The sequence below is a fragment of the Streptomyces sp. NPDC060035 genome (assembly GCF_042736635.1).
Lineage (GTDB): Bacteria > Actinomycetota > Actinomycetes > Streptomycetales > Streptomycetaceae > Streptomyces.
In genome coordinates, this window is record NZ_JBHWVO010000018.1 from 49846 (window position 1) to 62666 (window position 12821).

Here is a 12821-nt window from a genome sequence, read left to right on the forward strand (position 1 = left end):
GGGCTCAGGCGGTCAGGAGGGTCTTGACCATCCCGTCCGCCTTCGCCTGGAAGGTGCGGTACGCCTGTGGGCCCTCCGCCAAGGGCAGCCGGTGGGTGGCGAAACCGTCGACGCCCAAGGGATCGGAATCCTCGAGCAGGGGGAGGATGTCGTCCACCCAGTGCCTGACGTTGGCCTGGCCCATGCGCAGCTGTACCTGCTTGTCGAACAGGGTCAGCATCGGCACGGGATCGATCGCACCTCCGTAGACACCGACGACGGAGATGGTCCCGCCGCGGCGCACGGCGTCGATGGCCGTGTTGAAGGCGGTCATGCTGTCGAGGCCTGCATGCTCCATGACCTTGGCGCCGAGCGCGTCCGGCAACAGCCCCGTGGCCCGTTGAGCCCCCCTGGCGAAGGGGGCGCCGTGCGCCTCCATGCCGACGGCCTCGATCACTGCGTCCGTGCCGCGTCCGTGTGTGAGGCGGCGGATCTCGTCCGCCACGTTCTTGTGCTCCCTCAGATCCAGCGCGTCGACGCCACGTGCGCGCGACCTGGCCAGCCGCTCCGGCACCAGGTCCACGCCGATGACCTGTTCCACGCCCTGGTGAAATGCGATCCGGGTCGCCATGTCGCCGATCGGGCCGAGGCCGAGAACCGTCAGGCTTCCGCCCGGTGGCACATCGGCGTATGCCACGGCCTGCCATGCGGTGGGCAGCACGTCCGACAGATAGACGAAGCGGTCGTCCGGAGGACCGTGGGGCACCTTCACGGGCAAGGTGTTGCCGAAGGGGACACGGAGGAGTTCCGCCTGGCCGCCCGGTATCTGTCCGTACAGTTTGGAGAACCCGAAGAGCGATGCCCCCGTGCCGCGTTCCCGTACCTGCGTGGTCTCGCACTGCGAGTGAAGGCCCTGTTCACACATCCAGCACGTACCGCACGAGACGTTGAATGGCACCACCACTCGGTCGCCCACCGAAACAGCGGTGACCTCCGGGCCGACCTCCTCGACGATTCCCATCGGTTCGTGGCCCAGAATGTCGCCGGCATCCAGATAGGGGCCGAGCACCTCGTACAAATGTAGATCGGACCCGCATATCCCGGTGGACGTGATGCGCACGATGATGTCTGTGGGATCCACGATCTTCGGATCGGGCATCGTCTCGATGCGTACATCGCGCTTTCCTTGCCAGGTGAGTGCCTTCATCGTGACCTTCTCTCCCTGTTGCGCAGATTCATTGCGAAACACATAGAAGTGACCCTCTCCCTGTATACGCCGCCCGCGGGTGGCAGGCGCATCGGAGTGAAAGTGCGTGGTGGTCGTTGCAGTCATTGCAGGCATATGCTCAAAAGTGCTCCCCTTTCGGTATGAGGGCCGCACGATCGGAGGAAGCGATGATCATTATTGGAGCAATTCTCCTCATCGTCGGCTTGGTGGCTGGGCTGGGTTTCCTGTGGACCATCGGCATCATCCTGCTGGTAATTGGGCTGGTCCTGTGGCTCCTGGGGTCCATGGGTCGTGCGGTCGGTGGCCGCAAGCACTACTGGTGAGCGACTGGAGACGTTTCAGGGCGGGTTTGAACCGTGCGTGGCAGGGCAGAGCCATTGTGGCGCGGGAGCGCTCCCATGCCGATGAATCCCCCCACTCCCGAAGGTGGAGATCGCGCATGATTGTCATGATCACTTCAAGTTACGGGATGTGGTGCTGCGTCTGGGCGGCGTGCTCGTGGCCGCCCTGCTCTGTCTGCTGCCATGGACGGGCACCGCGAGTGCCCATGGCTCCGTCGTCGACCCGGCGTCCCGCAACTACGGCTGCTGGCTGCGCTGGGGCAGCGACTTCCAGAACCCGGCCATGGCTCAGGAAGACCCCATGTGCTGGCAGGCGTGGCAGGCCGACCCGAACGCCATGTGGAACTGGAACGGGCTGTGCCGCAACGGATCCGGCGGCAACTTCCCGGCAGTCGTACCCGACGGCCAGCTGTGCAGCGGAGGCCGGACCGAGAGCGGCCGCTACAACTCCCTCGACACGGTGGGCGCCTGGAAGACGACGGACATCGGCGGCAACTTCACCGTGAAGCTGTACGACCAGGCCAGCCACGGCGCCGACTACTTCCGCGTGTACGTCAGCCGTCAGGGCTTCGACCCGGCCACGCAGCCGCTGACCTGGAGCGATCTCCAGTTGGTCGCAACGACCGGTAGCTACGGCCCCAGCCAGAACTACGAGATACCCGTGAGCACCTCGGGCCTCAGCGGCCGCCATGTGGTCTACACGATCTGGCAGGCCTCGCACATGGACCAGACGTACTTCCTGTGCAGTGACGTGAACGTCGTCTGACGCACACCTGTCCCGTCGGATCCCCCTGTCCGGCGGGACCTCGCGCGCGGATCCCGCCGTCCGGCGGGGTCCGCGCCGCCCCGTCGACGGCCGGTGAGCGGGGCGAGCCGGTTCGATTGGCGAGGAACGCCCGTTCGGCCTACGGTCGATGGGTGAACGTTTCCGTTCACCACTGGCTCGTACGGCTCGAATCGCACTGCTGCCATGACGGAATCAACGGCGAAAACCTCGACGCTTGCCGAATCCCCGGAGCGGGGCCACGGCAAGGGAATCGCCCTTCTCGTCATCTGCTCGTGCCAGCTGATGGTGGTCCTCGACATCACCATCGTGAACATCGCACTTCCGAACATCCAGACCTCGCTGGGCTTCTCGACCGAGAGCCTGTCCTGGGTGATCAACGCCTACACCCTGACCTTCGGTGGACTGCTCCTGCTCGGCGGCCGGCTGGGCGACATTCTCGGGCGCCGCAGAGTCTTCATCTTCGGCGTTCTGCTCTTCGTGTTCGCCTCGCTGCTGGGTGGACTCTCGCAGGATTCCTGGCAGTTGCTCGCAGCACGCGCCCTGCAGGGCGTCGGCGGTGCGATCGCTTCCCCGACCGCGCTCTCGCTCATCACCACGACCTTCCGCGAAGGTCCCGAGCGGAACAGGGCGTTCGGTGTCTTTGCCGCCGTGTCCGCGGGCGGCAGCGCGATCGGACTGCTCGCGGGCGGAATTCTCGTGGAGTGGCTCGACTGGCGATGGGTCTTCTTCGTCAATGTGCCCATCGGGCTGCTGATCGCCGCCGCGGCGCCCCGATACATCAAGGAGTCCGAACGCCACCCGGGTCACTTCGACGTCCTCGGTGCGCTCACTTCCACCATCGGCATGGTGCTTCTTGTCTACGGCTTCATCCGTGCCTCGGAGGACGGCTGGAGCGACAGTCTGACGATTGGCTCGTTCATCGCGGCCGTGGTGTTCCTGGCCCTGTTCCTTGCCGTCGAGACCCGGTCGAAGCAGCCCATCACCCCCTTGAAGATGTTCCGCGACCGCAATCGCGCCGGCACCTACGGAATGATGTTGAGCCTGGCGGCTGCGATGTTCGGCATGTTCTTCTTCCTGACGCTCTTCGTGCAGAACATCCTGGACTTCAGTCCGCTGCAGGCGGGTCTCGCCTTCCTCCCCGTGAGCGTGGTCATCGCGGTCAGCGCGGGGATCGCCTCGCAGCTCCTGCCCAAGTGGGGGCCGAAGCCCTTCATGGTGGTGGGCGCGGTCCTGGCAGCTCTGGGACTCGGCTGGCTCACGTTCACCGACATCCACAGCAGCTACCTGGGGAGCATCCTGGGCCCCATGCTGGTCTTCGGCTTCGGCATGGGGATGCAGTTCGTGTCGCTGACGCTGATGGCCGTCTCCGGAGTGGCACCGCGGGAGGCGGGAGCCGCGTCCGGGGTTCTCAACGCCACCCAGCAGGTGGGCGGATCTCTGGGGCTGTCCATTCTGGTCACGGTCTTCGGCACAGCCAGCCGCAACGAAGCCACCGACCAGGTGCCACGCTTCCTGGCCGAGGCGACTCCGGCCCAGCAGCTGGAGTTCCGCAGGACGGGCGAACTTCCTGCCCCCTGGGGCGACCAGGTGCTGGCCTCGGGAGTCTCCAGCGCGTTTGTCGTCGCTGCTGTCCTGGCCGTCATCGCCGCACTGATCGCCCTGCTGGTGATACAGGTACGCGCCTCCGACCTGGAACGTCTGCGCGGCGGAGCGATGGTGCCGCCGGTGGACGGGGAGGCTTCGGGGGAAGACACGCAGGACAGTGCCACGGGCGCTCGTGCTCCGGTACGGAAACGGGGCGGGGACGCGGGCCCGGACGGCTGAGTGGGCGCAACCCCGTCGGCTCGAGGCAGGGCGGGCGCCAGCGGCCTCACAGCAGGTTGACGAGACGTATGTAGCGCACCCAGTCCCAGTTCACCCCGGGGTCGGTGTGGTCGCTGCCCGGTACCTCGTGGTGGCCGATGATGTGCGCACGGTCCTTGGTCAGACCGTAGCGGTCGCAGATGTTCGCCGTGAGCCTGGCCGACTGCTCGTACATGGCGTGGGTGAAGTACGAGGGCTGATCCACCCAGCCCTCGTGCTCGATGCCGATGCTACGGGTGTTGTGGTCCCAGTTCCCCGCGTGCCAAGCGATGTTGTTCTCGCGTACGCACTGGGCCACGTATCCGTCCGTCGAGCGCACCACGTAGTGCGCTGAAACCTGCTTCGCCGGATTCTGGAAGATGCCGATGGTGTCGGCGAAGGTCTCCTGAGCGACATGGATGACGACGAAATCGACGGGATACGCCGAAGGGCGGCTCGACGTCGTGTAGTTGGAGGGGGACGCCGGAGCCCAGTGGGCCGACGGGTAGTCCGTGTCGCCGGTGGGGACGGCGGCTGCTCGGACCGATGCCGGCAAGAGGGCCGCGGTGGCTGTGACCGCTGCACTCTGGAGAATCCTTCTGCGGCGCATCGACACTCCTGTTCGGGAGACGTCCGTAGTCCGTGACGGGCCGTCCGATGTACGGCAGGGTAACCGTCCGCCTCACCGTAGAGCTGCGGTACGGGTGAAGAGGGCAACTGCCCGGGACCGAGCGGACGCGCTCACGCGCGCGCAAAAGCACCGGGCACAGCGGCCGGCCCCTTGGCGGCTGTGCCCGGTGATGGTGAGTTGTGCGAATCAGCCGACCAGCGGTCGCGGCAGCTTGAGCAGTGTCACCGATGTCTCGATACCGCTGTCCACCAGTCGGCCGTTCGCGTCGAAGGCTTCCGCGCCGTCCGTCATCCCGAAGTCGTTGTCGTTGATGACCGCAAGGGTGTCGCGGCCTGTGACGGCCACTCCCTCGATCTTGCCGGGCACGCCCTCGAGCCTGCCGAGGTCGACGACCAGGCTCTTGCGCAGCACCCGCACCCCGGACGCGGAGGGGTCGTCGAGCTCCTCGTACGCGGGTGAGGTGGCCGGATCGTCCCACTCCGAGCCGAGGATGCCGGAACCGCCGGGCAGCGTCACCCTGTGCAGCCGGGCCGACTTGTCGGTGCGCTCCTCCACCAGCAGGCTGTCGCGTCCGATCGCCACGACCGAGGAGATCTTCAGCTCGGACGTGTCGTCCTCGCTGGGGTCGACGACCTCGACCGGGTCGAAGCGGTACGCGTACTCCGCGGTCACCTTCTGCTTCTCCGTCGAGAAGCGAAGGAGACGCACGTTGCGGGAAGCCTCGCCCGCGTCCTGGTCCGGGAGCGACAGCGGGCTCTGCACCGCGAGGACCAGATCGCCGCCCGGCAGCAGGGCGAGCCCTTCGAAGCCGCGGTTGACCTTGCGGTGCAACAGCACACCGGGCAGCGCCTCGACGACCCGGTAGCCGGCGCCCTTCAGCTCCAGGCCCTCCGGTACGTATCGCGTCAGGACCCGGCCACGCGGGGAGACATGGACGAGCGACGGACCGTACTCGTCGACCAGCCAGAACGACCCGTCCGCCGCACGCACGAGGCCCTCGGTGTCAAGCCCGTTCGGGTTGTACGCGAGCGGAGTCCGCGCGTCATAGGTGTACGGGGCCTCGTCCCGGCTCTCCTGATTCGACAGACCCGTCACCGCAGCGCCGGAACGCGTGGTCAGCGGCAGGGAGTCCAGCACCTCGATCCGCTTGCCGTCGACGCGGATCCTGACGATCGCGGGGTCGAAGCCCGGCACGGGGAAGGTACGCCGCTTCTTGCCGTCGACCTTGATCTGGCCGTTGGGGCCGCGGTCCGTCACCGTCCAGAACTCGCCCTTGCGGCCCGCCGGGTAGATGTCGCTGCCGATGCCGCCCAGCATCACGCCCCGGTCGTCGGAGACCGTACCGGGCAGCAGGCTGTTACTGAATCCGGCCAGCGGGACATCGCCGAGCACCGCACTGCCGGTGACCCGTGCCGTGCGCTCCGGACGGTCGGTGGAACCGTGACGGTCCTGCGAACCGGCCGCGGTGGCTGCCACACAGACCGTGGAGAGCAGGGCGAGCGGCAGCCCGACAGCAAGAGAACGACGGACAACGCGCGCGGACATGGGGCCTCCTGGTGGCACTGACGCTCGGACGGTCGTCAGGCTCTGCCCCCACCCTCAACGCATGGTGACATCGAGTTGAACGTGGGGGCAGCAGGTGAGGAACGTGACGGCTGCTCAGGCGTCGGACAGTGCCCCGGCCAGCGCGCCCGCCGGATCGTCGTCCGCCGGCCCGGCCGGAACCCAGCGGCCCCGCTCCTTGCGGTACGGCCACCAGCGTCCGTCGCGCCCGTAGCGCACCTGCGCACCGGAACCCGTCGCGGTCCAGCGGTTGTACGCGGCGCGCAGCTGCGGGCCCTCGCCCTCCTCCCACGCGGCGGCCAGCTGCGCACGGGCCCGCGCCAACTCCTCCGGGCCCGGCAGCCACTCCTCGTCGAGCACAGCCAGCGCGGCCGTTCCGCCGTACTGCCAGGCCCGCACGGCGGCGTCGAGGTCCGCCCGCTGCCGTCCCGAAGCCGAGGCGAGGCGGGTGGACAGCTGCCCGTCCGGCCGGATATCGGCAGCCAGCCGCACCGCGTCCTGTTCCGGCGTCAGCCCGTGCGCCACGGGCTGACGTTCGTGACCCTCTGCGAGTGCATCCGCCAGCATCGCGAAGGCCCGTACGGCGCTGTCCGCCGCCAGTACCTCCAGCGCGGCCGGATCGACGCCCGCCACCGGATCCGTCTCCGCGTCCAGCGACGGCGGCAGACCCGGTTCCGCAGGCAGCGGCGGGGGAGCGGGCAGCGGCGGCAGGATGTCCCGCGCGGCGAACGCCTCATCGGCCCGGACGCCGTGCGGGACGCCCTGACCCGCCAGGGGGTCCGCCGGCTCCGGAGCAGCACCGCTCGCCTCGCGGACCGCACGCGCGGCGCTGCGCACCTGGAGCTCGTCGAGCAGCCGCCGTTCTTCACGCCCCCGCATCAGCAGCAGCACGAACGGGTCCTGGTCCAGAAGCCTCGCCACCTGGTAGCACAGGGCTCCCGTGTGCGGGCAGTGATCCCAGGCCTCACAGCTGCACTCGGGCTCCAGACCACCGATACCCGGCAGCAGTTCGACCCCGGCTGCCGCCGCGTCCTCCACCAGATGCGGCGGCATCTCACGGTCGAGCAGTGCGGCGATGTGCCCGGACCGCTCGGACGCCATGTCCAGGAAGCGGTCCCACTCCGCCTCGCTCAGCTGCGGGAGAAGCACATCACTCCGGTACGCGGTCGAGTCGCGGTCCTGTACGAGCGCGGTGATCCGGCCCGGCCGGACGGACACCGCGCCGACCCTGCCCTCCCGGGCCAGTCTGCGGCCCTTCTTGAGCTGCTGACCGTCGAGCGCCGTGTCCTCCAGCGCCTTCAGCCATGCCTGCCCCCACCAGGACGACGCGAATCCCCGGCCGGCTGCGGGCGGGAGGGCCGCAAACGTACGCTCCGGTCCGTCACTGTCGTTCATCGTGCGCCCCCTCGAAGCTCGACCAGGTCGGCCAGTTCCGCATCGGTCAGTTCCGTCAGCGCCGTCTCGCCCCCGCCGAGCACGGCATCCGCAAGCTTCTGCTTGCGGGCCAGCATGTCGGCGATCCGGTCCTCGATGGTTCCCTCGGCGATCAGCCGGTGCACCTGCACCGGCTGGGTCTGCCCGATCCGGTACGCACGGTCGGTGGCCTGCGCCTCCACGGCCGGATTCCACCAGCGGTCGAAGTGCACCACATGGCCGGCCCGGGTGAGGTTGAGCCCCGTACCCGCGGCCTTGAGCGACAGCAGGAACACCGGGGCCCCGCCCGCCTGGAACCGGTTCACCATGGCCTCCCGCGCGGCGACGGGCGTGCCGCCGTGCAGGAACTGGGTGGGGACCCCGCGCGCGGCCAGATGCTGTTCGAGCAGCCGTGCCATCTGTACGTATTGCGTGAACACCAGCACGCTCGCGCCCTCGGACAGAATCGTGTCGAGGAGTTCGTCCAGCAGCTCCACCTTGCCCGAACGGTCCGCGATCCGGGGCTGCTCCTCCTTGAGGTACTGCGCCGGATGGTTGCAGATCTGCTTGAGCGCCGTCAGCAGTTTCATGACGAGTCCGCGGCGCGCGAAGCCGTCGGCGCCGGAGATCTCGGCGAGGGCCTCCCGCACCACCGCCTCGTACAGACCGGTCTGTTCCGTCGTCAGCGAAACCGCCCGGTCGGTCTCCGTCTTCGGCGGCAGCTCCGGGGCGATGCCCGGGTCGGACTTGCGGCGCCGCAGGAGGAACGGACGGACCAGTGCGGCCAGCCGCTCGCCTGCGGCAGGGTCGTTGCCGCCCTCGACCGCTCCGGCGTACCGGGAACGGAACGTACCGAGGCTGCCCAGCAGCCCGGGGGTCGTCCAGTCGAGGATGGCCCACAACTCGGAGAGGTTGTTCTCGACAGGGGTGCCGGTGAGCGCGACGCGTGCCCGTGCACCGATGGTCCGCAGCTGCTTGGCCGTCGCCGAGTGCGGATTCTTCACGTGCTGGGCCTCGTCGGCGACGACCATGCCCCACGAAGCCTGTGCGAGCCGTGCCGCGTCGAGGCGCATCGTGCCGTACGTGGTGAGGACGAACTCGCCGTCCGCCACGTCCTCCAGGGAACGCACTGCACCGTGGAAGCGGCGCACCGGCGTGCCCGGAGCGAACTTCTCGATCTCCCGCTGCCAGTTGCCCATCAGGGAGGTCGGGCACACCACGAGCGTGGGCCCGGCGGCGTGCTCGATGCCCTGCCGGTGCAGATGCAGAGCGATCAGGGTGATGGTCTTGCCGAGCCCCATGTCGTCGGCGAGACAGCCGCCGAGGCCGAGCGACGTCATGGTGTGCAGCCAGTTCAGGCCGCGCAGCTGGTAGTCGCGCAGGCTCGCTGAGAGGGCCGCCGGCTGACCGACCGTCTGCAGGTCCCGCGACTCCGGATCGGCGAGCCGCTCACGCAGCTCCTCGAGCCAGCCGGTCGCCGAAACCTGCACGCGGCGTCCACCGATGTCGGTGGTCCCGGTCAGCACGGCGCCGAGGGCGTCGATGGCCGTGACCTTGCGGTCCTGCGCCTCCCGGGCGCGCCGGGCCTCCTCCGGGTCGATGAGGACCCACTGGTCGCGCAGCCTGACCAGGGGCCTGCCCGCCTCGGCGAGCCGGTCGAGCTCCTCGCGGCTCAGCTTCTGGTCCCCCAGGGCGAACCGCCAGTCGAAGGCGAGCAGCGCGTCGGCGGACAGGAACGAGGGCGTGTCCGATTCCGTCCTCGCGGGGCGACGGGCGCCGCCTTCGCCATCGTCCGGGCCGAACGCGCCCGAGGGGCCGACCACGGCGCGCGCGGTGAGCTTCCTGGCCAGCTCCTTGGGCCAGTGCACCTGAACGCCCGTCGCGGCGAGTGCCCGGGCCGCAGGCCCGAGCAGCTCCGCGATCTCCTCGTCGGCCGGTTCGACCGCATCCGGCACGGCGGCAGACAGCAGCGGTGCCAGCGGAGGCCAGGCGCGGGCGGCGCGGCGCAGCGCCAGCAGGGCGTCCATGCGGGCGCGCGGGCCGAACAGCGAGGCGCTGGGGGAACGGGCGGCCCATACATCCGCCGCGTCGGCGACCAGGGCGGGATCCTGGACGCTGTGGATCTGCAGGACGGCACGGAACGACGGCCCACCGCCCGTACTGTCGTCGGCGCCTGCCTCGGTGAGCCCCGACACCTCGATACGCAGCGAGAGCCGGACACCCGCGTCGTGCCCGGCGGCCACATCGGCCGCCCATGGCCGCAGTCCGGGCAGGTGCTGGGCGGCCATGGCCGCGAACGCGGGTCCGCCCGTGACGAGTTCGGCGGCCGGGGAGCGAGGCATCCCGTCGGCGACGGCATCGAAGAACGAACGCAGCAGTGGTTCGGGTTCGGCAAGCATGACCGGATCCGCTGCCGCGTCGAGCGGCACCGCGTGCGCGGTGGGCGGCATGGAAGCCGCCAGGACCCTGATCCGCTCCAGGTCGTCCGCGGTCAGCGGGCCTGCGCGCCACGCGTCGTTGTCCCCGGCACTCAGTCCCGGCAGGACCAGCCCACGCGCGACGAGTTGAAGGGCGAGCACCCCGGCGGAGCCCCAGAACGCCGTCGCGGCGGAGGCATGTGCGCTCGCGCGCGCCCGTGTGAGGAGGGGCAGCGCGTCGCGTACCGGCAGAACCAGCGCCGGTACGGTGCAGGGGTGGGCGTCGCTTCCGACGACCGTCAGCTCCGTCGAACTCCCGGGACCGTCTGGAGGGGTGCTACCGTCCGGGTTCCAGAACGCGATCAGGCCGGTACGGGCCGGATCCGCGGGGAGGAAGACTGCGGAGCAGCGGGACAGTTCAACGATCTCGTCATGTGTTGTTGCCGCAGGGAGCCTGTGCACAGCGATGTCAGATTCCTCAAATTTGACTAGTGAGCCCGGGGTCGCCGAGGGTACTCCATCCACGGCCCGTTCCGGGAGAAATGCACAGTGAGCCACCTCACTCATTTCTGCCTTCTGAAGCTTGGGGTGCAGTCGGCACCACCACGGGGGGAGGGGGCTGGCCCCCCTAGGACCGGGGTGGTGCCGTCATGGCAGCCGCAGGCCCGCCATCCGTACGTTTGACGAGGTCAGCGTAGATGCCCAGAAACCGGAGACGTCATGCCCCAGGCGGTAGCCACCGTTGCGCAGCACACCCGTGACGGATCGGAGGGACCGGGAGCTTCCCCGGCCTCCGGCAGTGATTTCGCCCCGCTCCTGAAGGCCGTGAAGAGCCAAGGACTCCTGGAGCGACGCACCGGCTGGTACGCGGCGGGCATCGCCGCCAACCTGGTCGTCCTCGGAGGGGTGATCACCGGCATGGTGTTTCTCGGCGACACCTGGTGGACCCTGTTCCTCGCCCTTCCGCTGGCCATCCTGTGGACCCGTACCGCCTTCTTCGGGCACGACGCCGGCCACGCGCAGATATCCGGCGACCGCAAGGCGAGCCGCATGGTCGGATTGATCCACGCCAATCTGCTCCTCGGTATGAACGAGGCCTGGTGGAACGACAAGCACGTACGCCACCACGCCAACCCCAACCACATCGACAAGGACCCCGATGTCGGGGTCGGCGCCCTGGTGTGGACGCAGAAGCAGGCGGCCCAGCGCGAGGGCTTCGCCCGCTGGCTCACCCGTAACCAGGCACGGCTCTTCTTCCCGATGCTGCTCCTCGAGGGCATCGCCCTCAAGATCTACGGCTTCCAGTTCCTGCGGCGCCAGCCCGTCCGCGAGCGTGCACTCTCCGGTCTGCTGCTGGCCGGTCACCTCGCGCTGTACGTGACGCTGCTGCTCACCACCATGTCGCTGGGCAAGGCAGTCGTCTTCGCCCTCGTGCACCACGCACTCTTCGGCCTCCACCTGGGGATGGCCTTCGCGCCGAACCACAAGGGCATGGAGATGCCCGACCCGGACGGCGACCGCTGGGGCCACCTGCAGCGCCAGGTCCTCACCTCGCGCAACGTACGCGGCGCCGTCCTCACCGACTGGTTCCTCGGCGGCCTCAACTACCAGATCGAGCACCATCTCTTCCCGAGCATGCCCCGACCCCATCTGCGTCTGGCGCAGCCGCTGGTCAGGGCCCACTGCCGGGAGATCGGGATGCCGTACGCGGAGACCGGCCTCATCGAGTCCTACCGGCAGGCCCTGGAGCACATGCACGAGGTCGGCGAGCCGCTGCGTTAGACGGGAGCGGCCTGCTGGAACCGATGAACGGTCGCGGGCGTTCTCACACCAGGAGCGGCTCCGGCCGCGGAGGAGGCATGGATCATGTCGAACGGTGCAAAGATCGCCATCGGGGGAGTCGTCGCGGCAGTCGTCCTGATTCCGTTCATCGGATTCTGGTGGTCACTGCTCGTCCTTGTCGGGGTGCCCACGGTGGGCTACCTGATGCTCGATCCGGCCCAGCGGCGCAGGCTCCGCAGGATCAGCCGTAAGGAGATAGGGCGCTGAACAGCACAGTTGTGGCAGTCAGCAGCAACGGCGTGTACTCGTTCACCAAGCCGAACCGAGCCGGCATCACGCTGCTGGCCGGGCTCGGTGTGGAGGGCGATGTCCACGCCGGTGTCACGGTCAAACACCGGTCGCGAGTGGCCCAGGACCCGACGCAGCCCAATCTGCGTCAGGTCCACCTGATCCATCAGGAGCTCTTCGCGGAGCTGCGGGACGCGGGATTCGACGTTGCTCCGGGCGACCTGGGGGAAAACGTCACCACCGGTGACATCGACCTTCTCGCCCTCCCGGTGGGCACGCTGCTCCACCTCGGCGACGAGGCAGTCGTCGAGGTGACGGGCCTGCGCAACCCGTGCCTGCAGATCGACCAGTTCCAGGACGGACTGCTCAAGCGGGTCGTCGGGAGGAACGACGACGGCAGCGTCGTGCGGAAGGCCGGGATCATGGGCATCGTCAAGGTCGGCGGAGCCGTGCGGCCCGGTGACCCGGTCAAGGCCGAACTGCCCGCAGAGCCGCACCGTCCGCTGGAGCGGGTGTAGTACCTACGGCCGACCGGTCAGCCGAACCTGAG

The 12821-nt window shown here is 68.8% G+C and carries 11 protein-coding genes; 6 read left to right on the top strand and 5 right to left on the bottom strand.

Translation table 11 applies throughout. The annotated features are described in order from the left end of the window. Positions 1-4: 4 nt before the first annotated feature. Positions 5-1186 carry an alcohol dehydrogenase catalytic domain-containing protein gene (locus tag ACFWBQ_RS26015; protein WP_385497688.1) on the bottom strand — a complete coding sequence of 394 codons (1182 nt, stop codon included), beginning with the start codon at positions 1184-1186 and terminating at the stop codon, positions 5-7. Between the two features lie 188 nt (positions 1187-1374). Between ACFWBQ_RS26015 and ACFWBQ_RS26020 the strand changes: the two genes are divergently transcribed. The 3 genes from ACFWBQ_RS26020 to ACFWBQ_RS26030 all read left to right on the top strand — a co-directional run bounded on the left by ACFWBQ_RS26020 (position 1375) and on the right by ACFWBQ_RS26030 (position 4159). Beyond that, positions 1375-1530, top strand: a complete 156-nt coding sequence (locus ACFWBQ_RS26020; protein ID WP_385497709.1) for a DUF6131 family protein — start codon at positions 1375-1377, stop codon at positions 1528-1530. Between the two features lie 148 nt (positions 1531-1678). After that, positions 1679-2314 (top strand): lytic polysaccharide monooxygenase, encoded by a 636-nt coding sequence (locus ACFWBQ_RS26025; RefSeq protein WP_385497727.1) that lies wholly within the window; start codon positions 1679-1681, stop codon positions 2312-2314. A 204-nt stretch (positions 2315-2518) separates the two neighbouring features. Further along, positions 2519-4159, top strand: coding sequence for an MFS transporter (locus tag ACFWBQ_RS26030; protein WP_385497753.1), 1641 nt, complete (start codon positions 2519-2521; stop codon positions 4157-4159). A gap of 46 nt (positions 4160-4205) precedes the next feature. Here ACFWBQ_RS26030 and ACFWBQ_RS26035 read toward each other — a convergent pair whose 3' ends face one another. The 4 genes from ACFWBQ_RS26035 to ACFWBQ_RS26050 all read right to left on the bottom strand — a co-directional run bounded on the left by ACFWBQ_RS26035 (position 4206) and on the right by ACFWBQ_RS26050 (position 10663). After that, on the bottom strand, positions 4206-4787 hold the full coding sequence (locus ACFWBQ_RS26035) for an N-acetylmuramoyl-L-alanine amidase (RefSeq protein WP_385497782.1): 582 nt from the start codon (positions 4785-4787) through the stop codon (positions 4206-4208). Between the two features lie 207 nt (positions 4788-4994). Next, entirely contained in the window at positions 4995-6353 is a 1359-nt protein-coding gene (locus ACFWBQ_RS26040; RefSeq protein WP_385497787.1) for an esterase-like activity of phytase family protein, read from the bottom strand. 114 nt (positions 6354-6467) lie between these two features. Next, the gene (locus ACFWBQ_RS26045; protein WP_385497793.1) at positions 6468-7766 is read right to left on the bottom strand and encodes an SWF or SNF family helicase; all 1299 of its coding nucleotides are present in this window, start codon (positions 7764-7766) and stop codon (positions 6468-6470) included. Then, positions 7763-10663, bottom strand: a complete 2901-nt coding sequence (locus ACFWBQ_RS26050; RefSeq protein ID WP_385497799.1) for a DEAD/DEAH box helicase — start codon at positions 10661-10663, stop codon at positions 7763-7765. The genes ACFWBQ_RS26045 and ACFWBQ_RS26050 overlap by 4 nt, the downstream gene beginning before the upstream one ends. Positions 10664-10921: 258 nt before the next feature. On the opposite strand from ACFWBQ_RS26050, the gene ACFWBQ_RS26055 reads away from it, so the two are divergent. From ACFWBQ_RS26055 to ACFWBQ_RS26065, 3 genes are all read left to right on the top strand, one after another. Then, the gene (locus tag ACFWBQ_RS26055; protein WP_385497802.1) at positions 10922-11983 is read left to right on the top strand and encodes a fatty acid desaturase family protein; all 1062 of its coding nucleotides are present in this window, start codon (positions 10922-10924) and stop codon (positions 11981-11983) included. 84 nt (positions 11984-12067) lie between these two features. Continuing rightward, entirely contained in the window at positions 12068-12250 is a 183-nt protein-coding gene (locus ACFWBQ_RS26060; RefSeq protein ID WP_385497806.1) for a hypothetical protein, read from the top strand. Further along, on the top strand, positions 12247-12789 hold the full coding sequence (locus ACFWBQ_RS26065) for an MOSC domain-containing protein (RefSeq protein ID WP_385498776.1): 543 nt from the start codon (positions 12247-12249) through the stop codon (positions 12787-12789). The genes ACFWBQ_RS26060 and ACFWBQ_RS26065 overlap by 4 nt, the downstream gene beginning before the upstream one ends. Positions 12790-12821: the final 32 nt, after the last annotated feature.

Coding starts and splice junctions, on each gene's coding strand:
- ACFWBQ_RS26015 (WP_385497688.1), bottom strand. CDS start 1,186: ATGAAGGCACTCACCTGGCAAGGAAAGCGCGATGTACGCATCGAGACG.
- ACFWBQ_RS26020 (WP_385497709.1), top strand. CDS start 1,375: ATGATCATTATTGGAGCAATTCTCCTCATCGTCGGCTTGGTGGCTGGG.
- ACFWBQ_RS26030 (WP_385497753.1), top strand. CDS start 2,519: ATGACGGAATCAACGGCGAAAACCTCGACGCTTGCCGAATCCCCGGAG.
- ACFWBQ_RS26035 (WP_385497782.1), bottom strand. CDS start 4,787: ATGCGCCGCAGAAGGATTCTCCAGAGTGCAGCGGTCACAGCCACCGCG.
- ACFWBQ_RS26040 (WP_385497787.1), bottom strand. CDS start 6,353: ATGTCCGCGCGCGTTGTCCGTCGTTCTCTTGCTGTCGGGCTGCCGCTC.
- ACFWBQ_RS26045 (WP_385497793.1), bottom strand. CDS start 7,766: ATGAACGACAGTGACGGACCGGAGCGTACGTTTGCGGCCCTCCCGCCC.
- ACFWBQ_RS26055 (WP_385497802.1), top strand. CDS start 10,922: ATGCCCCAGGCGGTAGCCACCGTTGCGCAGCACACCCGTGACGGATCG.
- ACFWBQ_RS26060 (WP_385497806.1), top strand. CDS start 12,068: ATGTCGAACGGTGCAAAGATCGCCATCGGGGGAGTCGTCGCGGCAGTC.